Source organism: Metabacillus sp. 113a (genome assembly GCF_050107635.1).
Taxonomy (GTDB): Bacteria; Bacillota; Bacilli; order Bacillales; family Bacillaceae; genus Metabacillus_B.
Map to the genome: position 1 here is coordinate 70610 of NZ_JBNILJ010000013.1, position 23441 is coordinate 94050.

The window sequence follows — 23441 nt, forward strand, 5'->3', positions numbered from 1 at the left end:
AATAAAAAGGAGGATTTGTTTTGGAAATTATTAAGATTTTAAGAGAAGTCTTCCTTCAGGAAGATCAGCAGTTTATTTCAGCTCTTTATATGGAAATGCTAAACCGGCCGCCTTCAAAAGAGGAAGCCAATGATTATTTGAACCAATTTTCATCCGGCGCTTCAAAATTGGACGTATTAGCTGCCATAATAAGCAGTAAAGAAGCGCGTATATTATATGATAAACCCCTCACATCCTCGGGCAAAGATCAGCGAAAAACGGCTGCAAATAAAATGCGCAAGATATTCAAATACGAGCAAACCAGGTTAATTAAAGAATTATACAGGGAACTGCTCTGTAGAGAAGCTGATCAAAACGGCCTGCAAAATCACCTGTATTTTTTGAATAAAATGAAAAGAAATGGCACGGTGTTTAAACTCTTTATGAACATTCTCATGTCAGAAGAAGCTTTAAACAATCTGCTTCTATCTTCCCCTGATAAGGATGAAGCACCAAAAGCAGTATTTGGAGATTTTAAATCCTTTCCTATTAAGAAGCACGATCAGAAAAACCCCCTTAGTCATTATGTCTTGAACAAAAAAACTTCCATCATCATCCTTACGTGGAACGGAATTGAGCATACAAAAAAGTGCTTGGAATCCCTCCGGAAAACAATCAGGCATCAGTTAGTCGAGGTAGTTGTATTTGACAATGGAAGCACGGACGGCACAGTGGAATATTTGCAGTCACTTAATTGGATTAAAGCTGTCTATAATAACAAAAATATAGGTTTTACCGCCGGCAACAATGAAGCGCTGAAATATTGTGATCCTAACAATGATATCGTGCTTTTAAACAACGATATGATTTTAGAACAGGAAGACTGGATGGATTTGCTCCAGGAAACTGCCTACAGTGATCCAAGGATCGGGGTAACAGGAGCGAGGCTATGCGGAGCTGATGGAGATTTAGAAGGGAAATTGCTTCATGCAGGATCCTATATTTATCCGGATGACCTCGCCGGGCAGCAAATTGGCGGAGTGGAAACGGATGTTAACCAATATTCCGCCATAAGAGATGTTCAGGGAATCGTATTTGCGTGCGCCTATATAAAACGGGATACTATCGACCAAATAGGCTTTTTGGATACTGACTATTTTGCCTACTTCGAAGATACTGACTATTGTTTAAGAGCAATTTCAAACGGCTTGAGAGTCGTGCTTGATGGAAGGGTAACGTTAAAACACATTCATAATGGAGCAACAAAGACAAATAAGGTGAGTTTCTGGAATATTTATAAGCCTTCCCAGAAAATATTCGAACGCAAATGGAAAAATTACCTTCAATCTCAATATCAGCAGTCCGTAAATTGGCATTCCACCGTCAATCTTCCTTTTTTTGGATATGCTAACTCCTCCAGAAATATCATGCTTGCTCTTGACGAACAAAATGTAGAAGTCCGCTACCGTTTCGTGTACGGTAAAGGGACGCCCATCCTTCTTGAAGAATCCTCTAAAATTGACGATCATCGGCTAAATCTATTCAGCCGGAGAGCACGCGATCCACATGCTCCGGATGTTATTTACGGCCAGGGAGATGTTTTCTTCAGAAATAAAGGACGCTATAATGTCGGATACACCATGCTTGAGGTTGATGGCCTTCCTGCAGAATGGGTCAGACAGTCCAACATGATGAATGAAATATGGGTCCCTTCGCAATTCAACGCAGAAACGTTCCGTGAAAGCGGTGTTAACGTCCCTATCCATGTTGTTCCGTTGGGAATCGATCCTAATTATTTTAATCCTGGCATACAGGGCACTCGTTTCTCAGATAAATTCACCTTTCTATCCGTTTTTGAATGGGGAGAACGGAAAGCCCCGGAAGACCTATTCCGTACATTTTTAACAGAATTTGCTGCTAATGATGATGTACTGCTGGTATGTAAGATTACCAATAATGATCCGTCTGTAAACGTTGAACATGAAATTCAAAAACTCGGGTTTAAAGACTTTGGATCCAAGGTTTTGATTTTGCTCAATCAGAAATTACCTACCCACTTAATGGGCAGCTTGTATCGTTCTGCTGATTGTTTTGTGCTATCGACTAAGGGAGAAGGCTGGGGAATGCCGATATTAGAAGCCATGGCATGCGGGATCCCCACGGTTGCAACCGATTGGAGCGCACAGCAGGAATTTTTAAACATTCATACCGGTTATCCTGTAAACGTCAAAAAGCTGGTTCCCGCAATCGCCAGGTGTCCCTATTATAAAGGGTTCAAATGGGCCGAACCAGACCTTGAGCATCTTGCCTTTCAATTGCGTCATGTTTATGAGAACCGGGAAACAGCGAAAGAGAAAAGCCATCATGCTGCCAATAAGATAATAGAAAGCTGGACTTGGAAAAACACCGCTTTAAAAATTAAACAACGATTAGATGAAATTGGTTCGTGAAAGGAATCCGGCTATTCCAGAACGGGGCATAATTGATATTTTTAAAAGAGGCGATATTCATGAACTTACCAAGAATATTTGTAAACTCAGTCCCGAAAAGCGGGACCCACCTTTTGCTGCAGATTATGCTTGGGATCCCCGGGACTCGGAAGGTTAAGGGGATTTTAGGTGAGAATGCAAATTATGTAAAGGAAATGGTGCCGGGAGAAGTCACCTATGGCCACCTCTATTATGTAAAAAACACAATTGATCTTCTGAATAATGAGAACATTCGAAGGTTTTTCATCTACAGAGATCCAAGAGATGTAACGGTCTCCATGGTGTATTACGCATTATATATGAGTGAAACGACGTTTTTGCATAATTATTTAAAAAACACTCCCGGCACTGTCAGTGACCATATAATGACTGTTATTAACGGCATTAAAAATCTTGATGTCCAAACGGCCGAAACCCTTTTGCATGGCCATACCGAGTATCCGAATATTAATGAATTTTACAATCAGTTTATGGATTGGTCTCAGGATCCTAACACATTTTCTGTCCGATATGAAGAGCTTATTGATCAACGGAACCGGCACCATATCCTTCATAATATGGCTGGTTTTCTTGAGGAAGATTTGAAAGGTTTAGACCTGGAAAAAGAAAAAATTGCAGAAATGATGAATCACAACATTAATCCGAAAATGTCTCCCACCTTTAGAGAAGGGAAGACTGGAGGATGGAAAAACCATTTTACAGAAGAGCATAAACGGCGTTTCAAAGAAGTGGCAGGGGATTTGTTAATCAGGCTGGGGTACGAAACGGATGATCATTGGTAGTCCTCCTGCTCATGCCGAACCTCAATAATAACTGGATGGAAGATGACTGTCAGCCATCCAGTCTATTTATGTTCTATGACTTGTGGTTTTAAGACTCTTGCTTTCCTATTATTAACCAAAGTCTATTTTTTAAGAGGCTGTCTTTACCATCTTCGAAGTAATAGTTATCAACCCTTCCCTTCTTCCCTCCGCACACATATAGTATACAAATCACAAATTTTCTTAATGGCTGGCCTGAATCCATACTCTCTCATCCTGATTGGAAAGAGAACTAGATTCAAGCTGCACCCTTATAAAAAAAGCTTTGAATTAAGATATTGTGGTTTAAACAAATTTGCTTCAAAGGAAGGAATGACTGCCCTTATGTTTATTTACTCCACCGGTCAAGTCAACACATCCATTCTAAACCTTGCCCTTATCCGGTTTGATCTTATGAACCGGGCAACAACCCCCCAGACTGTCAGAGTTCTTGTTTGGAACACTGCAGCTTCACCTAAAGTCAATGTGTACGATGAAACCCTCACCGTTCCGGCATTGAATGGATCTGAGCGTCTGTTTACCAGTGTAATCTTCCCTGCGGAATTTGAAGCAATCGTGCAAACGAATGACCCTAACGTTGTTCCCAGGATTACCGGACTAAATGCTTTGAGCACGAGTCTGTTAATCGAATACAAGTATGGGGACTTGTTTAGAACAATTGGTAACGGTGACGTTATAGCTTAGGCCCTATTCTGTCACATTCCAATCAGATAGCTCGGGGTAAACCCCGAGCTGTTTCTATGAATGAAAAATTTTGTCATTTTCAATTGCTTATTTGAATGAACAATATAAATCCTCATGAGTTCCGCCAGACATCAGCTGCATCAGGGTTGAGTAGTCAGCTGCTTTTACAAGGGTATTGTCGCGCTTTAACACGTAAATGCTGGGATATCCGGCTGTCTTAATCATATTGTATAATTCCTCCGGTTCAGCACCTCCAAGATCGGAAATAGCGATTGGATTAAATTCGACAATTAAATCAGGCTTCCATTTTTTTATAGTGTTTGATGCGCCCTGGATCGCTTTTATTTCAGATCCTTCGATATCGATTTTAATAAAATCAACCTTTTGCACATTGGTGTTTTGCACCCAATCATCCAGTTTGATGCAAGGGATTATTTCGTTAGGTGTTGCATCTATTTTCGTTTCATCAAAAACAAAGGACCATCCACCGCCGCCTGCGCCAATTTCACAGAAATTTATGTTTGTATTCCTGTCATACACCCCTACATTTATAGGGGAAATGTTCTTAATATGATTATCCTCTATCGTTTGCACCAGGAAAGGAAAATTCGTCTTGGAAGGTTCAAAGGAATAAACTTGCCCCTCTTTAGCCAAATAGCTCAGTGCGAGGGAAATCAGACCGATGTTGGCGCCAATATCCAGGCAGACACTTTCATGACGTATGATTTTTTTTAAAAGCCTCATTACATGAGGTTCATACGTTCCTTTCGTTTTTACAGGCTTAAATACACTGCTATCGAGTTCATTTCCGTTTATTATAAACGTTTTGTTATCATAAGGAAGATGTAACGCTGCCTTTGCCAACTTATTCAACTCCTATTTATTCATGCTCTCATTATATGAATCATACGTTGAAACGGCACAGTATATAACTGTTTAGTTACATAATAGACGCTTGGCTGAGCACCGGGATGCCCGCTGCATAAAGGGATCTAATCATAGGGGACATAGTGCTTTTCCTTTAAGAATGGCTTTTCCAGTTCTGCCGCTTCCTTAATCAAGCTTAAATCATTTATTTTCCACTTTTGAAAAAATTTCGCTTCACTTTGTTTGATGATTTTTTTATGCCGTTCACGGTGATCTTTGAAACTGCTGCTCCCATAGTGGTGGATGAATACATCGTTTGCCACCATTAGCCTTTTATCCAGGATGAGGGCTCTTAAACATAAATCGGTGTCCTCATAATACCCAGGATAAAATCTCTCATCAAAGCCTCCGATTTCATTTAATAATGTTTGATCAAAGGCCATACAAAGACCGCTTAGATAGTCCGCTTCATAGCTGTCTTCATGATGGCGTTCTGACCACTCGGCAGCAAACACATGCATTTCTTCCATTGTTTTGTAAGGTACGGGAGCTACTATTTGATGAGGTACCGTATAATTTGACCTCGGTCCGGCGATGCCGGTCGAAGCTTTCTGATATAAGCATGCTAAAAGTCTCTTAAGCCAGTCTTTCGTTACAACCGTATCATTATTTAACAGAACGATGGATTCCCCTGATGCCATGGAAAGGCCCTGATTACACCCCACTGGAAATCCTCTGTTTCTTTTATTTGCGATCACTTTGGTTTTTGGAAGAGAACGTAGGTACTCCACCGTTCCATCTGTAGAGCCATTATCAACAGCGATTAATTCAATCTGTTCTTTTGTATGGGCGAATATACTGGCTATGCATTCCTTTGTGTAAGGCAAGCCGTCTTTGGTCAGGAGAATAATAGATGTCAGAGAACCCAATTTACACCCCTTTCTTAATAATCAATAGTAAACTTCCTAAAATACCAGTCATCATCAAATTTTCTCTTCCTCAAATATCTTTCTCTCGTCATGCTAACACCGTCCCTCAGCACCTGCTGTTCAATATCCTCCGCGTTTCCTTTTACGATCATTTTTTTGCATTTTTGAATCCGATCCGGGCTGAAATGCAAATACGCCATCCTCAATAAATTGTAATAGTACTCATCCATGCTTACGTGGTAAGGCTGCTGCTTCCGGAATAGATGCAATACCTTCACATCAGGTAGAACACTGCCGCGGTAACCAAAAAGCCAGAGCTTTATGGAGAATTCAACGTCCTCATGGCCCCACGTTTTAAATCCGGTTTCAAAGCCTCCGAGCTTTTCAAACACCTCACGCTCGATGGCAAAGCATCCGCCAGGCAGAACAGCAGTATCAAACATTTCATGGTGATATTGATTCCAATGCGTCCTCAGATTTGAATTATTTTTTGGGTTAGACCATAATGTCTGGCCATACCCTATAAATTCCGGATTCCCGATCGCTCCGATTGCAGGAGTCACTGCGTTCGTTTCCCCTTCAATTAATGGCCGGATTATGCGGTCCAGCCACCAATCCTCGAATTCCAAGTGGGCATCGCAGAATACGAGGTAGTCCCCCCGAGCATGTTCTGCACCTAAATTCCGTGCATTCGCTGCCCCGATGCCGTCAGTGAGAAGAAGCTTAATCCGGTTTTTATGACGAAACGTTTGCAGAAAATCACAGCAATCATCCACTGAAGCGTCATCCACAACAATGGCTTCAAATAATTGATCGGTTTTGGCGGAAAACAAAGAGTCTAACGTCGTTTTCACATGAATTCCTTCATTCTTTACCGGAAAAATAATTGAAATAAATGGATGGTTCTCCAAAAATCCACCTCCGCTCCATTAATACACCGGGAATATTCTTGTTTCAAGCTCATCCATAGGAAGCTTGCCTGCGATATAGCTGCATAGCAGTGAGTGATTATAATGAATCGCAAAAAGTGTTCGGTGAATAGGGGCTGCTGTTCCCTGCAGGTGAATGTAAGGCTCGAGCACATAAGCATCCATGCTCTCAGCCCCGCTGTCAGACAGGCGAATCGCTTTATCCACTCCTTTTAGAATGACGTATTTGCTGCTGATTGGAGGATAGAATGCAATCAGCACGGATTCATCAACCGAAGACTGCCGGTTTTTCAGTTTGCCTCCCTTTGCCTGCTGGATGGACGATTTTAAGCGATCGATGGAGATGACCGTTTTGGAGAGCTTCTCTTTGCTTACCAAATATTCCAGTTTGGGCACCACCCACTCCATTGTGTAGAACTCCTCTTCACTGACAGGCACCTTAAGCTGGATCCGCTCCTCCTCGGATAGGATATAGGGAGCTTGTGAAGCAGCTTTTAGCCGGTCCTTGTAATACGCAAATGTCTCGTTCAATTCCGCAGGAGGTTCATTGACAACACTGAACCCGTTCTTTTTAACAAGCTGCTTCATCGCATCCGCCGTTAAAAATTTCTCAAGCTTAAATATACTTTCCAATGCTTTCACCCCGTTGTTATTCACATTCTGTTCTTGTTAAGCTTTTGCCTTTGTTTCACCATGCACAGAAACAAACATATACTGCTATAAGCGGTTTGCCTTTTAAGGAGAATCGACCATGACGAGGGAAAACAGTTTTTAAAGCCATAGAGTAAAATCTCCCCGCTTTACTCCTTAATCCAGTTAACATTAAACATAAACGAAACTCCTTCCATCATCATATACAGGATTAGAAAAAAAGTTGACACACCTGCAGCCGGGAAAATCACGATTCTATAACTGAGGCTCATGGGTATAGTCGAGCGGTAAGATTTTAAAAAAGCCCTGACCGGGCGCAGCACAATTGGAGAATAGCTAAACAGGAAAAAGCAATTCATTTTTCTATAGGAAGAACAACAGGCTTATGGTGCATTCAAAATCAGGCACTATCTTTCAAAGTTTAAGGAAAAATTGGGCAGAGACAGCGGTGAAAGAACCTATGCATGACCGGCAGGAGTTGAATACCATAAAGAGAGGGAGCTGGATTCAAATGGTTTGGAATTTCTGGAACAATGAAGAATCGCACTATCTTGCAAAAACAGAAGAATTAACGAGCACCATTCAGGACTTAAAGGAAAATTTAAGTCACTATGAACAGCTGTTAGAAAAAATGAACGGCCATTTTGAGCGCTATGAACAAAATGAATTGAAGTTCTCCGAGGAAATCAAGGAGCTCAAATTCCAGCTTCAAAGCTCAATGGCTAACGAGAGTGTATACAGCAGCAGGCTAGAGGAACTTAAGAATGAACTCAGTATTTCGGAAGAGCAAAAAACAGCATACAAGGAAAAATTCGAAGCAATGGAACGATCCATCCAGAATATGAAGCAAACTACAGCAGAATACGAAGATCAATTGGAGAAATTGAGAGCGAAAGAAGCGGAACAGTCCAGCCAGCTAAAAGAAACGATCCGCTCCTACCAGGACAAGGAAAAGCAATATGCTGAAAAATTTCAGAAAGCACTGGGACAGTCTCAAGGAAGAAGCGAAGCGCAAAGAAAAGCTGCTGCACAATCTCAGTCACGATACCAGCAACAGGCAGGCAGTCCTATCAATCCGAGAAATCAGAACCAGATTGTTCCAAGAGAAAGAATGCCCGAAAGAAGAGCAGCCAGCCATAGTGAATTGCTGAAGAAATTTTACCCTCAAGCACAGTCTCAAACCAGTATTTTTAATCCATTTAAATATTCAAAATAACCGTTTATTGGAGTGGTAGGAAATGATGTCACCTGAACAGTTTTATCATTCATTTACTCAAGCAAAAAGATTTCCGGCAGGAACGAAAGCAAAATCAGAGTCCAAACTCTTGAAAGATAAAAATCAGGAGCTTTCCCCTAAAGTCGCAAGTGAAAAAAGAGTATACCAATCCGGGGGTCAGCCAAGACGCCGCAGAAGCTGCTGCGGACGCTAAGCGGAAGCCGTTGCGTGAATCCGTCTATATAAAAAAATCAGTTTTAGCTAATATGATCAACCATTGCCAGCAGGAGCTGCCCTATGAAGCATGCGGATTGCTTTCAGGCAGGCTTGGCAAAAATGAAACACAGTGGATCATGAATAACACGGAAAGAAGCCGCACCTCATTTGCAATGGACCTTGGTGAGATGACCCGGACCTTAAATTTAATAAAACAAAAATCGGAAGGGATGACCGGCATTTACCATTCACATCCGACCGCCCCCCCGGTCCCTTCACGGAATGACATAATCCATGCCTATTATCCGGATGCAGCCTATTTTATTATCTCACTCGCTTCCGGGAAGCCAAGGGTTAAGTGTTACCGGATCCGCAATGAGAAAGTCAGGGCTTTAACCATTATTGAAATGTAAGTATTCTGCCATTTTCTAAAAAAGTTGTGTTCATTTGAACGTTGTGTGTTTTCACCCAAAGATTGCTGACAATCTTTGGGTTTTGTTCTGTTTTCAAGGAAAAAAAGGAAGGAGAACCGTCTCCCTCCTCCCTTTTTCCAGCCGTTATTTTTTCTGTTTCCTTTTTAAAAATCTGTTTTTCAGCTGATGAATAGTTTTCAAATCTGCGTGCAGCTGCTCCAAGGTCTTCCATGTTTGAAGAAGGGGCAGTTTAGGATCCTTTCCTGAATCCTTTTCCCAAACCTCACATCCATGGAATGGATTGGCTGTTCCTAAATACAGCTTTCCATTCTTGGAAGAGAACAGGTTTCGCACTCCATAATTTTCGGGATTGCCGAATCCATTCAATGAAACAGGAAGCCAAATGCAGCCATTTCCGGACTTCCATAGGTCAAATCCGGATAGTAAACCCGGGATTTGCAGTTTATAATCCTTTTCCATCTCTTTATTATGCTTTTGACCGTTTCACGTTTCTTTAAGAAGCCTCAATAGGGCTTTACTATAAGGTAGCCGATCTGCAGCAAGTCCAATCCCTTCGTTCAGTTTTTCAACTAAACCGTGCTGAGTGTTCAAAAGGCTGAGTAACAAGGGGTGAAGAGCTGAAAGCTTTAAATGCGGAAGGGACTCGAGAGCTGTTTTCACTTCTTCATCAAAGGTAAGCAAAGCATCCGCCTCACCGTCCCAGATTGCCTCGCATAAAGATTGCAGGGCAGGAGGAATGACCGAGGTCCAATCAAAAGAGCCGGCATAAATGGATCCCTTATAGCTTCTGATCTGCCAGCAGTATACGTTAAACGGGTTACCGAAGCCGGACGGAATCATTGCCAGATTCCTTTGGCCTGTAGACGGCTTTGTCCTCTTCATCGGCAGCCCCCCAACCACGACTTTCCACGTATCATTCCTGCTGATTTTGATCATATCAAAGCCCTTCGTAATAACTGGAACGCCCGAAAGCAGAGGCAAGAAAGGAATCATGCCCGTCCCTAGATAAATGGCCCCCTCGAACTGATCCATGACGAACGGAATGCTGTTAATCGCATCGCCCGCTCCTTTATCTACAACAAGCTTCCAGCCCGAGCATGGCTCTGCCCCATCTGTTCTCCATACATCCAACCCGTCCTCTTTAGCCAGTCCAATGTAAAGGCGGTTATTAAAGCTGATCATGCTAGTAATTTCACCTGTTATGGCTGGCGGCAGGGAGACGGCCTCAAAGGAGGTTTGAGACTCATTCAAGATGAAAAGCTTCGGGACATTGCCGGCGGATGTGAGCGGTACGGTCGCCACGTATAGCCTGCCGAGATGCTCAACCATCGAGCGGGATGAACCTCCCTCAAGTTCGGCGAACACACTCCATCCGCTGCTTACTGTTCTTCTGTATATGACAGCCTTGCTCCCGTCACTGGAGGTAGCGGCTGCATAAAGAGCTCTTTTTGAACGGCTGTTCTCGGGAAATTGAATCATATACCGGAAACCGTAGGATTTTGACGGGGTTTTGAAATCCAGCTCCCAGTCTGTACCCCCATCCTTTTTAAGTCTCCAAATCTCAGCACGGTAGTCGTCGTTCGGCAAGAAGGCTTTTGGAACCGGCAGCCCCAGTCCATCAAATGCAAGGTTCGGAATATTCCTGCCCGTACCCGTATACAAGTAGTCCCCAAGCTCCTCCATTGCCCACGCATAATCATTCTGTCTCGCATTCCCCTTGTCGGATGAAAATCCATTTAAGGGAGTGATTTTTTTAAAGCCATGAGTAATCACCAGAACTCTCCCTTCTCTTTGCATAGTCTATTATTTTCCACTGCATAAACCTTATGGCAGAAGACAATAGCTTTTCCTGATAGTTTATGGAACGGGGCTGCTGTTCGGCAGGGCAGACTGAGGAGAAAATTGGCGGAAATTGAGCGGACTATTAATCTATTAGACTAGCCGGGCAAAACCTGAAGCCTTCCAGTAAACGCCTGTTAAACCCGGCTCAAGCCAGCAGGAAAAACCTCTCTTGTGACCGGGTTTGCTGTTTCTGTCCCGTCCCCCCTTTCTGTTACAATGAGGAAAACAGGACGAGTGGAGGATGCTGCTATGCAAAAGCTTATTATCGGGCAAAATTTGAATGATTCTTATGTGAAGCAAATTCAGGAGGTGATCCCGGATTGGAAAATCATAGCCGGAAGAGACGCCTCTGTGTGGGAACGGGATATACAGGGCGCTGAAGTCATCGCAGGCTGGCGGAAGGAAATGGCTGATTATCTTAAGGATGCCAGCAGCCTCCGGTGGATTCAATCGTGGAGCGCAGGTGTAAACAGCATGCCGCTTGAAGAGCTGAAGAGGAAATCGATTGCTTTGACAAGCGCGAATGGCGTGCATGCCTATCCGATTTCAGAAACGATCTTCGCCTTAATGCTTGGCCTATCCAGGAACATTCATGCCTACGTCCGCAACCAGCAGGAAAAAAGGTGGCACCATGCCGGCCTTAAATTGGAAATCCACAACAAAACGATTGGCATACTTGGAATCGGAGCCATCGGCAAAGAAACAGCAAAGATCGCCAAAGCCTTTAACATGAAGGTTCTCGGCATGCGGTACTCCGGCAGGCCAGAGGAGTTTGTGGACGAAATGTACACACCGGATAAGCTGCACAGCTTGCTGCCGGAGTGCGATTATGTTGTCGTCACACTGCCCCTAACGAAGGATACAAAACAGCTTTTTGGAAAAAAACAGTTCCGCATGATGAAAAATTCAGCCTTTTTCATCAATATTGGCCGGGGGGACATTGTGGAGGAAAAAGAGTTAATTTCCGCACTACATGAAAAGGAAATCGCGGGGGCCGGTTTGGATGTATTCGAACAGGAACCTCTTGAGGAAAACAGCCCTCTTTGGGAGATGGAAAATGTCATCATCACCCCTCACACTGCAGGCTCCACAGAATATTACGATGAACGGGTCATCGGAGACATATTTCTGCCGAACCTGAAAAAGTACATAGCAGGAAAGGAGCCAGATCTAAACCGGGTGGATTTTGAAAAGGGATACTAGGCCCTGAATCTGCATTCGGCAAGGGAGGAGGGCATATACATTGGGTGTAAAGGAGGCGAAGGCTTTTGGCTGACAAAGAGAAGCAGCGTCCGTTAATGTACATCATCGATCCGCTGATTAATGAGCGGGATCTGCCCCAATCACTGCCGGCTCACCCGAGAAAGAAAAAGCTGGAGAAGAAACAGTTCGCACAAAAACTTGCAGAAGAAATGAAAAAGCTTCAAAGCGGAATGGTCATCCTTTTAGGCGCGCCAGACCCAGAACCCGGTCCCCTTCAATCTGACGCCTCAGCTGAACCCGGCCCTGCAGAAGCGTCAGGTTTAGGAGCCGGCGTTCATAAGCAGCCAGAACAGCGTCTTCCTAACCGGGAGACATCCGGCGATCTGGAGACAGACCCGTTTAACCCGCTGGCGGAGATCCATGGGCTGGATTGTTATTTTCAGCTGACAGAAGCAGAATCCCTCCCAGATCATGAGGAGTTTCTATTAAACTATGATCCTGAAGCAGCAGCCGGAGTCTCATGGCTGTCTGAACCTGCTTCTCCCACAGAGACCGCAGTCTCCAGCGCTGCCGGCCAGGACGCTGAACCCGTGGCCGAAGGAGCACCATTACAAAGCCTGCCTGAAAAGCTGTCTGCTGAAACGATAAACCCAGTTCATCAGACAAATTTACGACCTGCAACAGATACTGAAATAAGGGAATCAGCTGCAGATGACGACGAGCCGGAAAGTCTTGGGGATTACCCGAATAACATGTACCGGGGACCGGTAAAAATCCATTTTCGTACGAAACGAAAAACCCCTTCAAAACCGTTTAAACATTTAAGCATTCCCGAAAAAGCAGCATTCCTTTTAAGCCTCCCCAAACCATTCAACGGCATCATCACTGAAATCAAAACGAGCAAACGATCCTGTGTCGGAATCGTCTGCTCGTTTTCAGAAATAAACGAATCCCTTACCATTTTAAATACAAACGACCTCCATTTCTACACGATGGCGATACAGGAAATACAAAGCTTTAAAATCATCAGTCTTTGACTTCTACAAGCTTTGAATCCAAATACTGCACGCCTCCGAACACGGTGCTGTTCATTTCAACGCAGAACCCGGTTTTTATCAGGTTATACACATCGAAAAGATCTTCCGGAACCGCCTGGCCATAATGAGGCTTTAATAGTGTAAGGGTGACCATGAATGAATCGCTGATGGTTTCAATGCGGAAAAAAGGAGTGGTAAAATGGCCCTTTTCATCACGCCGGCCAATACCTCCTGATGATTGAAAAACACTTCCGTTATTTAGAAAAAAAACAACCGGAATGGTATCTCGAATAGGTGCCGGGAAAAAGAGACTCTCAATCTTTCCTGCCTCTTCGACCGCATCCTGTAGGGTCTTGATCTGTTCCAGCCTTCTAATAAGGGGGTTTACATGCACACGCAATGTCCTTCCCTCCCTGCATGTTCTGTTCCTAATTTATGTTCCATTCATGGAATTATGAAGTGTCCCTGGAATGCTGGTCAAGAAAACCTCCGCTATCCTGTTTTAAGCTCCCAATCCAGGATGGTTCTCTACTATTAAATAAAAGAAAGAAAGACAGCCGTCAGAGCTGTCTTTCCTATAGCCTAATATCGATTTATTCTTAACCTAGTGCTGGAGCCTGAGGGCAGGTGCTTGCATTAACAGCAGGCAAGCAGGAAACTCCGCAGAAGCATCTCAGGTCAACAGTTATGCAGATTCCTGTTCTTTGATAAAGCGGTGTAACAGTTTCCAGGCAGTCATTCAAGTCGCTTACTCTCGGACCATATCTCGGTGTATCTCCCAATCCGGTAACACATAGCAATTCAAGCTCTGCACAGCATGTTTCTGTATCTACAGCAGATACTCTAAAGAAGCTGGAAGTAGCCGCTTCCAGTTGTCCATTGTTTCCGTTTGCAGCTCTTTTAAAGCCTTGCGCGATGAAAACCGTTCCGCAAAATCCTCCGAAATAAACATCTCCGTCTCCAACTGTTCTCGGGTTAGCTGAATTGCAAATCAACTGAACGGGTACTGTATTGTAATTAGGAGCAGAACCTCCCATTAATTCGCGAACAGATTCAGAGCAGCTTCCGAGACAATCCTGGGTGTTATCTTGTTGAGCATCTGCAATTTCTGCTAAAATATCGCACACACAACTGCCTGTATTTAAGTGACTTCCACAACCCATTTATCATTTCCTCCTATTATCTTTCAATTGACTCTCGTCCGTACATCTTATGTTGATAGAATGGAAGGGTGTGGGAGGGTACCCCTGCTTACAAAAAATGGACAGGGGCATTAAAATCATATTTTGCAGCGGAAATTTTCATAGAGGATGCTAGAATCGTGCCTCATCCCTGAATATAAGGATCGTTGACTTTGATCGGGAGGCTGATGAATAACGGGGGGTTCTGGTCTATATAACAAGTGATACGGCGGGGTCTGTCCCTCACTCTGATAAAGAGCTAAATCTCCGGCACCACCTCTCAAAACCGCTGTGCCGCAGCGGTTTATGAACAATGGTCTCTGTCCCCTGCTGCATTAAAGCAGAAGGGGCCTGGCACCGTGCCTGGCCCCACTTTCGCTGCCGTACTAAAGCTCCGGCACCTGATCCTTCAACCCATGGCACACACCGCCTGACAGAGTGCTGTCTCTGTCCCCCGCCGCTTTACAGGAGGAAAGCTCCGGCACCCGCTTATCAACGTGATCATCCGGGATACCTGGTTAACATGAACCGGATCGCAGCTCCTTCTTTCTGCACCGGACGGGAAGCCACCTGCACTTCACACCTTTTAGTAGAGGACTTAACCCGCCAGCCCCAGAACCTCACCCATGCAGCCCACCCTTCAGCCACGCCCTCTCCCTGTAACCGCCAATCGGGATCTGAATCAGACAGGTTTCCCCGGTTTCCTCCAGCTTGTAAAGCCTGTCACAGCGGGATACATCATATCCAAGCAGCGGATGTCCGCCAAGTCCGAGGGCTGACGCTGCCAGGAGCAGACGCTGGACAAGCATGCCCGCTTCCATCTGCTGGACCCGGTATCCCCTCCAGCTGAGCTGATCCATCAGATGTCCCCGGTCCCCCGCCACATGCAATACGATTGGAGTTGTGTACAAATTGACATTATGAAGCGTCAGTCCATCCTGAAGATACAAGCGGTGATCTCCAGGCCGGATACATTTCAGCGTGCCTTCTTCATACAGGTAGGCTCCGTCTTCAATACCTTCTACATGATAAAAGCATGCATACACAGACAGCCGGCTCCGATTGATTTCCGCCCCATCCAGATCATTCCGGCAGACAGATGCGGACACGGCTTCCCGAAGAAGATCCCCTGCCGTTTCTGCATGGATATCACCTATCATAAAATCCATATCCGGTGAAAACCGGCTCCGGCAGGACGAAGCGAGGTCATATAAGAACCTGCTCCCGCCAAGGTTTGTCTCCTGTCCGTCACGGACCGGCTTTTTCCATGAACCAATTTTCCGGAATTCCTTCGCTGACTCCATAAACGATGCCTCATTGATTTCACATAGCAGCGAATAATCCAATATTCTTTTGGAGCGTTCATAGGACTCGGTTATAATCGGGGGAATGGACCGGCACAGCTCCTCAGCTGACACTAATCCGCGGTCCGTTCCGGCAAACCACCGCATTGGCTCTACTGACAGCGGGATGACGGCATAGACGCTTTCTTCCTTATCATTCAAGCCTAGAATATGATTGAGCGCCCTGTCGAGAAACTGTACATAAACACCGCATGAGAAGCCAAATCTCTTTGCAGCTTCCTGCAGCTGTCCGGCCAGCACTCCTGCATCAAGTCCCTGAAGCCGGTAGGAGAACTGATTGTATTTAAAAAAATTTTTCCAGAACTTTGCCGAAATCAGTACAGCGCCGAAACAGGAGGAAATGTCACAGCGTTCTCCGAGTGCTTCAGAAAGATACGTCTCCCAGTTCCCTTCCCTCAAAAGGACGAGCTGGTGACGGGCAGCGTCGTAATGGTACATTCCAGAAGGTGCCTCATCCACATTCAGATACAGATACAACTCATTCGGGTAAAGACCTCCCCCTGAAGGAACGAATCTTCTGAGCGACTGAACCGTTTCCTCAGCCGAACCGCTTTGGGTAATCTGTGTCAACCCATACGTATACCACAAAAAATGCCCAATCCTTGTCAGAGAAGGCACGGCGGGTTCTTTCCATTTCGCAAGTGTAAGCGGGACCTCGTTGCTTAGAGGTATAGCAGGCAGCCCCCGATACAGTTTGTATGGCAGGGGCGCATCCTCCCAATCCGGCTCCCATCCATCAGGAGCGGTCTTTTCGGTATGAAAGTGCAGGTTATAAAGAAATTCACCAAGATCCAACAAAGTCCCCTCCCTACGGAAACGGATGCGGGTACGGATTAAGCTCCCCGATTTTCAAAGGTTTGGAGCAGTATCCTAATTCATATGGGATCTCCAGCAAACGCTTTAATCCCGTCACACGTCTTAAATGATGGCCGAACGTCATCGGGAGCATCCCCGGAATGAGAACCTTGACACAGTGCAGTCCATTACGGCTTAGCTCCGGCGCTGTCTGGTCAACAACGATGACATCCATATCCCTTTTCGCGAACCGCTGCAGCACATCCTCGAGATCCTCCTTAAGGTCAGAGCGGAAAGGAGTACGGTCGAACGCTTCACCAAACGTGAGCGGCGGCCGCTTATCCTTCAGCAAAAAGTCCAGCCGCTCCTCTGCCTCCGGAAGGCCGTACAGCATCCCGTGGTCATCCATCTGCTTTACAAGCGCTGAATCCTCCAGCAGCTTCTGGTGCACGTCCCGTTCCTTATCCAGCCTCTGTCCGAGCGAATCCATTAAACCTGCCAGCTCAAATACAGCACTTTTCACCGCTTTGATGGGATCGAGATGGGCCCCGGCCGCACATTGCAGGTTAATGCCCTTTCCTGTGCCATTTTTCATGACGGCCCAGATGCTTGGGATCCCGTGCTCCATCGTCGCCTGGAATAGATGAAGCTCATAGCCGTACAGGATTTCGAGACGGTCAAGCATGACGTTCAGTTCAGCGTCATCTGAAGTTCGCGGATCAACCCTTCTCAATGGGAGCTCCGCGTACCAGGTGAGAAGAAACGCATCCCGCTCTGCCACTTCCATGATGCCGTGGAAGATCGCTTCCTCCAGGCTCCCCCCAACCGCACATCCGTTTGAGGATTCATACACAAAACCGCCTCCGTGCCCGCAGGTCATGCTGTAGTAGGCGAGAAGCTCAGGAACGAGGACCGGGCGTTTTTGTAAAAATGAATAGCCCCATACCCAGCTTAGCTTTCTTTCCGGATCGAACGGCTTAAAAGGAAAATCAGGCTGTTCGTATTGCGCCTCTGCATGCACCCCGACAGACATAGGATCGATGGCATAATCCTTCAAACGGCTGTACCGGTCCCGTACAACCGGATATTTACCCCTCGGGCTCATTCCGCAATAGCGTTCAAGCCCCTCCAAAATGGCGGTCATCTCGCTCAGTTCATAAGAAAGCGTTCGGCCGGCCGTCCCTTCGTCCCCGCCAAATAAGGGCAGATTTACGCTCATATCAGCGAATGGCGTGGACAAATCCAGCAGCTTATCATTAAACAGACCTGTCCGTTCATCAAGATAATCCCTGATTAGGAAGCCGGACAGCTCTTCGATCGAGCGGCACCGGTAGCTGCCCGCGCCCGACTTTGGACTGGATTTGAGCATAATTCGTGCAAGCTCCGGGGAATCATCCGGCACCGTGCCGCAAACTCCGCAAAATGGGTCCGGAAGAAACGAGTGCCAAGCTCCTTCCAGACGTTTTAAATGAAGGAGATAGATCCGGCCATCCGACCGAATCTCTTCTCCTCTGAAAAAGGATTCAGTCTCGTTTTCAAGCACATGAAGGAGCTGCACCATTCCTGTCCGGGATGCCCAAGCATCGGGAGCCTCTTCCGTTTCGGCCAGCCTTTCTGTCAAATCCCACATGTGCTTCCGGTCCCTGCCCGCCATCAGCTTTCGGACAGAGGAACAATGGACACAGCCGGGCACTGCCTTTTTCTCAAGCGGTCCGATGACCCCCTCCCCGAACGCCATGTATGCAAACAGTTTTGGAACACTTGTGGTCACAGAACGGAAAAATGCCGGATTCCAGCTGTCCTGAAGGACCACGGCCAGTTCAGCTGAGTCTCCTTCAGCTCCAGATAAAACGCGATAATGCTTTGAAAGCTTTTGACGGGCGAGTGCTGCCAGCTCTCCATCTCCGAAAATAACAATCTGCCTCATTGTACCTCCCCCTTTCGGAGTGTCACCCTGAATATCTCCGCAGCTCCTTCTTTTAGAAAAGGGACACCTGTCAGTTCATCCACATCCAATACAATCTCTTCACGCTCCAGAATGGTTGCTGCATATCGGTAAAGCGCAGTCCAGCTTACATCATACTCAGGAATCATCAGTCGGAAGGAATGTTCAAGCAGGACAGGGGGAGCAGAAGGCTTTCGTTTTTGCGGGACTTGAATCAGCTCCAGTGATCGTTGAAGGGCTCTCCGGGCTGCAAGAGTTACATTTAATCCTGTGCTTTTTACCCATCCGTGTCTCGTACCCGCCCATATAACAGGGAATCCACCCGCTTCCCTTCCTACACCGATGACCGGAGTCAAATTCAGCGAATTCAGCACCTGCCAGTAGTACCGGCAGCGACAATCCTCCGCAGCGAGCTGAACAGGGTAAACCGGTATCACTTCTTCCTTCTGGCGCTTCAGCTCCTCCTCTAGCGCCTGCTCAATTCCCCGGCAGACAGCCTCTGCTGCCGTTTCCCCGGCTCCGATACCGTGAACCTCCTCATCGCATTGAAAAAGCTCCGCTCCATAGGCTTCAAGACCGGCCAGTCCCGCTTCCTTCCGTGCCTCTTCATGGGTAGCCCCGCTGCTAATAATTTCAGGCAGCAAGTCGCCCGTTTCCGGATGAACGGCCTGCACCCGGCACAAAGCCAAAGGAAGCTGACTCAGATTTCCTTCCTCCCACTTGCGGAAGATTCCCGTTCTCGCTGAGGCCAGTTTGCTGAAAAACAAAAACCATTCCTGCGGATTTCGTTCTGTTGCCTCCCCGATTCTCATCTTTATGTCGACCGGCTTGAACTCTATACTCTTCTGTCCGCGTGGCACCAGGGTTTCCCAGCTTCCCTCAAGCGTCTCTGCATTCAGCAGATAGCATTTCTGTTCGCCGTTTTGAACCCCTGCCGCTTCCTTCATCCATTCAAAAGCAATCAGGTTGGCTAGCATCGCATAGGCTGTCCTGGAGGGAACATATCCCTTTGACGGAGGAAGACTTCGAATGAGCTGCCATACTTCTCCGTACTGTTCAGGCTGCAGGACCGGTCCTGCAGCCCCCGCTTCTCCTTTGAAAATAGCAGGAATAAGAAGTTTCCCGCCCCTCCTGCAAACCTCAATAATCCCTTCAAGCTCTTTCTCGCCGTTATGATCTGATACAAATAAGACAGCATCGAACTGCTTAATGGCGTCCTCCCATTCATCTGGCTCCGCTGTCTCCACCCTCACTTCCGGATCCTGAAGCTGCGCACCTTCTGCAAGCTCCTTGATGCGGTCCCAATCGGTCTCCCCTGCAGCCAGCAAATGCAGTTTTGCCGTGCCAGATTCAAGAATTGCGGATACAAGAGAAACAAAAAAAGGCCCCGAGCCTGCCGCCAGAACAGGCGTCTGGCGAAACTTTTCAAACCTGGCCGCTCCTGACCCTCCAAGCTCATCGAGAAATTCAATCTGAGAGCCAAATCGCTTAAGCACCTCTTCAGGCAGCTGATGCGGGAGCTCTTTTTGCACATCCCGTACATATCCATTTCCAAGCAGAGTCCCGGCAATATTAAAAACCCGGTCACGGTATTCCGGCGACAGCCCGGCGGTCAATTCAGCCAGGCTCCGCTCCCCTGTAAAAAGAGGCAGCAACTTTTCTATCCACTGAGCAACCGACTTGCCTTTCATTTCAAACGAACTTGTATTATTCCGGAAATACACACTGCCTGAAGGATCAGGGACAAACACCGTATCCCGGTTCGTTTTCAACCGTGAAGAAGGATCCAAGTTCTGCATTCCGCTCCTCCTTTTCCTGAAAAAATCATGATCATTTCAGGATATGCGGCAGAAATTGTCCGTTATGTAAAAAAAAGTCTCTGTGCCCTTTAGACACAAAGACTTCCCCTGATACTATTCGATGCGTCCGCAGCGTCCGCAGCCGCCACATCTTGCACAGCCGCCGCATCTTGCACAGCCTCCACATCTTGCACAGCCGCCGCAGCCTCCGCAGCCTCCACAGCCTGCACAGCCTACACAACCCACACAGCCCACACAGCCGAAGCAGCGGAAGAAGATTAAACGGGAATCATCGCCATACCCATTTCTGGCATCCCAAGGAATAACCTGCCCTGCCTGATAGTCTCCCAGCTGCAGCGCCTGTAAATCATTTTGAATTGGATACATATTCATAACCTCCGCATATTTTTATTCATTTTTTCTGTAAGCCTATTGCTAGATAGGTCAATTCACCAAATTCCTGGTCACTCCCCCACAATTTATGAAGAATGGCCGATTTGGGTTCGTAGTGGGTAAGCCCAACTTTTATTGAACGAAAACTAAAGGTATGCGGAGGTGATATGATTGATCTTATAAAAGAGAATGGAGGCAGGAGGGAAGCAGGCTGTCCCGGCAGGCCTGTACTTGTTCTCCTGCACGGATTTCCAAGTTCACGCCTATATTCCGGGATCTGATCCCGCTTCTTAAAGCGTTATACTTTAAACGAGCGGGGTTCCCTCTGCTGCGAACCGCCTCCTCTAATTTTTAAGGCGCACCGGGGCATGTTAACCGGCGGGGTAAAACCGGACACATGGTTCACAAAGAATTTAATCCCCGCCGGTTATGAGCACATACTGCCGGTTTTTGAAAGTAAACCTCTCCCAGATCCTGATAAAGCCGTTTTTATTTAAGCGGAAGGTTCCGAGATAATTTGTATAGCTTCTCTCCTTAAAATCGATTACTACATCCAGACTATCAATTTTGGGGAGCATCTCATGATGATCATAGCAGGTATACAGCTCAATTGGACCTGTTTGGAGTGAGTGTTCATGGATGTATTGAAACAGATATTCCAGGGTCTCCCGCGTTCCGCTTGATCCAAGCTCATAGATAGATGGATGCCTGAGCTTTGATTTAATCCCATCAAATCCTTCCATCTTGCTTATGCTGATTCCGGCAGCTGCATCCTCTTCTGTTTCGTAGACAATGAGGGACTGCTGTGGAGTTTCCTTATATTTGTTCCGCTTTTCCTTTTTGGTTTGCATGCCTCTGATTTTCAGCTGTGACAAGTCCTTAATCTGGACGACTGAAGCTTTGCTGTGAAAAGGCACAGGAGGCAGTTCATTCTTTGAACCAATAAAATGATAGAGCATCGTCATGCTTTCATTCAGCATCCTTCCTCCATTAAGCAGAAGCAGCAGCCCGCCGTTAGGTATCGGATTGCTGCTGCCGTTTACTTCACCGTTATTTTTCTGGTGATGCTGGTCTTGTTTCCGGCTTGATCTGTTGCATGATAGGTGATTCTCTGCAATCCCTTTACCTTCGTATTCACCGAGCCTGATACGGTTATCTTTTTTGTAACATCTCCGTCTGCATTGTCCTTTGCCGTAACTCCCGCCATCGGATTAAAAGCAGATCTGTATTTTACGGTCTTGGATCATGTTCCATAAGTAACAGGCTTGACTGTGTCCACATACTTCGTGATGTATGCAGAGGATGAAAATAGGAGAATAGAGTTTGCTTTAGAAGATGTTCATAAAGGAAATCAGGTTCCCGTCCCGAATAGGTATCTATCCCCTAAAATCAGGAGGCCAAAAAATGGACCACCATTACTTTACCTGCACGGAAGTCCGACCCGGCGTTTTTGCAGCGATTGCAAAGGAAGGGACGGGGGCAGCTGGCAATGCTGGATTTGTAAATTTGGGAAAAGGGACGCTCGTATTCGATACCTTTTTGCTGCCGCAGGCTGCAGCTGAGCTTTGCGCAGCAGCAGAGGAACGGACAGGAAACCGTGTGAAATATGTAGTGAACAGCCACTATCACGGAGACCATTTGAGACTCCCACGGCTAAAGCCGCAAGCCCTACACCTTACGGTGTGACGGGTGGGATTCTTGAATGACTAAACGTTCGCAGTCCATTTCTGTTTTGAACAGCCTTCAAGACAGGGGCATCTCATTGCCCCTCCTAAGACAGTGCATATAGCATCTTAGGCTGGTTGACTATGACCGCCAACCACAGGTGCATAGCGAATATTCATTGCACCGACTACATCTCTATGTTTTTCGAATCCGCACTGACACGTATATTTCCTGTCTATGGCTTTATTTTTTTTAGAACATTTCGGACAAGTTTGACTCGAGTAGGCGGGATTCACATATTCAACTTTAATACCCACTAGGTTTGCTTTATATTCGATGAAATGAGACAGGCGATAAAATGACCAAGTGTGCAAATTCTTTTCGTTTTTACGGCTCGTTCTTGCCGTCTGTCTAATGTTCGCCAGTTGTTCCAAGCGAATGACAGAAATGTGATTGTCTTTTGCAAAATTGACGATTGCACGGCTCACCTTGTGGTCTTGGTCTTTCATCCATCGCTGTTCTTTATCATCCAATTTACGGATGGCATTGAGTTTTTTCTTCCTGCCCAATGTTTTGCGTTTGGAACGGAATGTACGCTTCATGTATTTGTTTTGTCTACCGTTTCCAAAGAAACAAACCTTGTCATCATCTGTGATGGCTACCGCAGGAACTTTCAAACCTAAATCTACACCCATTATTTTCGTTCCTGTTTCTTGGGCAGAAGGAATGATGACAGCTATTTGGGCAATCCATTTATTTGATTTTTTTGTGATGCGAAGAGTTCCTAGTTTATGCTTTAGCAAATCAAAATTGCGGTTATGCTTATCGACTACTATCGCACGAATAGGTGTTTTCTTTACTTTACCGTTAATCAACAAAGGCAAATGTATGTGAGTGAAGTCAAACGAGTAGTTTTGGTTATTCCAAATGCAGACAGGCTTCACCAAAATAGGGATGATTGTGTATTTGCTTTTCTTAATTTTTGTAGAGAATACACTTTTA

General features: G+C 46.0%; 22 protein-coding genes and 1 pseudogene. 8 read left to right on the forward strand and 15 right to left on the reverse strand.

Going from position 1 to position 23441, the window contains the following annotated elements:
* Positions 1-20: 20 nt before the first annotated feature.
* From ACQCVE_RS15685 to ACQCVE_RS15695, 3 genes are all read left to right on the forward strand, one after another.
* Positions 21-2429 (forward strand): glycosyltransferase, encoded by a 2409-nt coding sequence (locus ACQCVE_RS15685; protein ID WP_426863365.1) that lies wholly within the window; start codon positions 21-23, stop codon positions 2427-2429.
* 59 nt (positions 2430-2488) lie between these two features.
* Positions 2489-3250 carry a sulfotransferase domain-containing protein gene (locus tag ACQCVE_RS15690; protein ID WP_426863366.1) on the forward strand — a complete coding sequence of 254 codons (762 nt, stop codon included), beginning with the start codon at positions 2489-2491 and terminating at the stop codon, positions 3248-3250.
* A 351-nt stretch (positions 3251-3601) separates the two neighbouring features.
* Positions 3602-3973: a hypothetical protein gene (locus ACQCVE_RS15695; protein ID WP_426846277.1), complete on the forward strand. Its 372-nt coding sequence runs from the start codon at positions 3602-3604 to the stop codon at positions 3971-3973.
* Between the two features lie 87 nt (positions 3974-4060).
* Here the strand turns inward: ACQCVE_RS15695 and ACQCVE_RS15700 are convergent, their stop codons facing one another.
* The 4 genes from ACQCVE_RS15700 to ACQCVE_RS15715 all read right to left on the reverse strand — a co-directional run bounded on the left by ACQCVE_RS15700 (position 4061) and on the right by ACQCVE_RS15715 (position 7331).
* A complete protein-coding gene (locus tag ACQCVE_RS15700) occupies positions 4061-4837 on the reverse strand; it encodes an FkbM family methyltransferase (RefSeq protein WP_426846275.1) in 777 nt (258 codons plus the stop codon).
* 128 nt (positions 4838-4965) lie between these two features.
* Positions 4966-5769, reverse strand: a complete 804-nt coding sequence (locus ACQCVE_RS15705) for a glycosyltransferase family 2 protein (RefSeq protein WP_426846273.1) — start codon at positions 5767-5769, stop codon at positions 4966-4968.
* 14 nt (positions 5770-5783) lie between these two features.
* Complete coding sequence (locus ACQCVE_RS15710; RefSeq protein WP_426846271.1) at positions 5784-6680, reverse strand: glycosyltransferase family 2 protein; 897 nt, start codon at positions 6678-6680, stop codon at positions 5784-5786.
* 18 nt (positions 6681-6698) lie between these two features.
* Positions 6699-7331, reverse strand: a complete 633-nt coding sequence (locus ACQCVE_RS15715) for a hypothetical protein (protein WP_426846269.1) — start codon at positions 7329-7331, stop codon at positions 6699-6701.
* 466 nt (positions 7332-7797) lie between these two features.
* Here ACQCVE_RS15715 and ACQCVE_RS15720 point away from each other — a divergent pair, with 466 nt between their 5' ends.
* Together ACQCVE_RS15720 and ACQCVE_RS15725 are read left to right on the forward strand one after the other, a co-directional pair.
* Positions 7798-8565, forward strand: coding sequence for a hypothetical protein (locus tag ACQCVE_RS15720; protein ID WP_426846267.1), 768 nt, complete (start codon positions 7798-7800; stop codon positions 8563-8565).
* A gap of 149 nt (positions 8566-8714) precedes the next feature.
* Positions 8715-9194, forward strand: a complete 480-nt coding sequence (locus ACQCVE_RS15725; RefSeq protein ID WP_426846263.1) for a M67 family metallopeptidase — start codon at positions 8715-8717, stop codon at positions 9192-9194.
* A gap of 144 nt (positions 9195-9338) precedes the next feature.
* Here ACQCVE_RS15725 and ACQCVE_RS15730 read toward each other — a convergent pair whose 3' ends face one another.
* Together ACQCVE_RS15730 and ACQCVE_RS15735 are read right to left on the reverse strand one after the other, a co-directional pair.
* Positions 9339-9674, reverse strand: coding sequence for a hypothetical protein (locus tag ACQCVE_RS15730; RefSeq protein WP_426863367.1), 336 nt, complete (start codon positions 9672-9674; stop codon positions 9339-9341).
* Positions 9675-9698: 24 nt separating this feature from the next.
* Positions 9699-10988, reverse strand: a complete 1290-nt coding sequence (locus ACQCVE_RS15735; RefSeq protein ID WP_426863368.1) for a hypothetical protein — start codon at positions 10986-10988, stop codon at positions 9699-9701.
* Between the two features lie 318 nt (positions 10989-11306).
* On the opposite strand from ACQCVE_RS15735, the gene ACQCVE_RS15740 reads away from it, so the two are divergent.
* Together ACQCVE_RS15740 and ACQCVE_RS15745 are read left to right on the forward strand one after the other, a co-directional pair.
* Positions 11307-12260: a D-2-hydroxyacid dehydrogenase gene (locus tag ACQCVE_RS15740; RefSeq protein ID WP_426863369.1), complete on the forward strand. Its 954-nt coding sequence runs from the start codon at positions 11307-11309 to the stop codon at positions 12258-12260.
* A gap of 65 nt (positions 12261-12325) precedes the next feature.
* Positions 12326-13297 carry a CotO family spore coat protein gene (locus ACQCVE_RS15745; protein ID WP_426846258.1) on the forward strand — a complete coding sequence of 324 codons (972 nt, stop codon included), beginning with the start codon at positions 12326-12328 and terminating at the stop codon, positions 13295-13297.
* Here the strand turns inward: ACQCVE_RS15745 and ACQCVE_RS15750 are convergent.
* The 8 genes and pseudogenes from ACQCVE_RS15750 to ACQCVE_RS15785 form a co-directional block, all read right to left on the reverse strand.
* Positions 13287-13697, reverse strand: a complete 411-nt coding sequence (locus tag ACQCVE_RS15750; protein WP_426846256.1) for a hypothetical protein — start codon at positions 13695-13697, stop codon at positions 13287-13289. The genes ACQCVE_RS15745 and ACQCVE_RS15750 overlap by 11 nt on opposite strands.
* Before the next feature lie 199 nt (positions 13698-13896).
* On the reverse strand, positions 13897-14460 hold the full coding sequence (locus ACQCVE_RS15755; RefSeq protein ID WP_426863370.1) for a CotY/CotZ family spore coat protein: 564 nt from the start codon (positions 14458-14460) through the stop codon (positions 13897-13899).
* Positions 14461-15098: 638 nt separating this feature from the next.
* Positions 15099-16637, reverse strand: a complete 1539-nt coding sequence (locus ACQCVE_RS15760) for a SagB family peptide dehydrogenase (RefSeq protein ID WP_426863371.1) — start codon at positions 16635-16637, stop codon at positions 15099-15101.
* 13 nt (positions 16638-16650) lie between these two features.
* The gene (locus tag ACQCVE_RS15765) at positions 16651-18564 is read right to left on the reverse strand and encodes a TOMM precursor leader peptide-binding protein (RefSeq protein WP_426863372.1); all 1914 of its coding nucleotides are present in this window, start codon (positions 18562-18564) and stop codon (positions 16651-16653) included.
* Positions 18561-20381, reverse strand: a complete 1821-nt coding sequence (locus ACQCVE_RS15770) for a bacteriocin maturation protein (RefSeq protein ID WP_426863373.1) — start codon at positions 20379-20381, stop codon at positions 18561-18563. The genes ACQCVE_RS15765 and ACQCVE_RS15770 overlap by 4 nt, the downstream gene beginning before the upstream one ends.
* Positions 20382-20495: 114 nt before the next feature.
* Positions 20496-20768 carry a heterocycloanthracin/sonorensin family bacteriocin gene (locus ACQCVE_RS15775; RefSeq protein WP_426846247.1) on the reverse strand — a complete coding sequence of 91 codons (273 nt, stop codon included), beginning with the start codon at positions 20766-20768 and terminating at the stop codon, positions 20496-20498.
* A gap of 419 nt (positions 20769-21187) precedes the next feature.
* Positions 21188-21754: a hypothetical protein gene (locus tag ACQCVE_RS15780; protein WP_426863374.1), complete on the reverse strand. Its 567-nt coding sequence runs from the start codon at positions 21752-21754 to the stop codon at positions 21188-21190.
* Between the two features lie 59 nt (positions 21755-21813).
* Positions 21814-21999, reverse strand: a pseudogene (locus ACQCVE_RS15785) (immunoglobulin-like domain-containing protein); the annotation flags it as partial.
* Between the two features lie 179 nt (positions 22000-22178).
* On the opposite strand from ACQCVE_RS15785, the gene ACQCVE_RS15790 reads away from it, so the two are divergent.
* A complete protein-coding gene (locus ACQCVE_RS15790; protein ID WP_426863375.1) occupies positions 22179-22460 on the forward strand; it encodes an MBL fold metallo-hydrolase in 282 nt (93 codons plus the stop codon).
* Between the two features lie 107 nt (positions 22461-22567).
* Here ACQCVE_RS15790 and ACQCVE_RS15795 read toward each other — a convergent pair.
* Positions 22568-23441 (reverse strand): RNA-guided endonuclease InsQ/TnpB family protein (locus tag ACQCVE_RS15795; protein WP_426863376.1); only part of this gene is annotated, 874 nt, incomplete at its 5' end.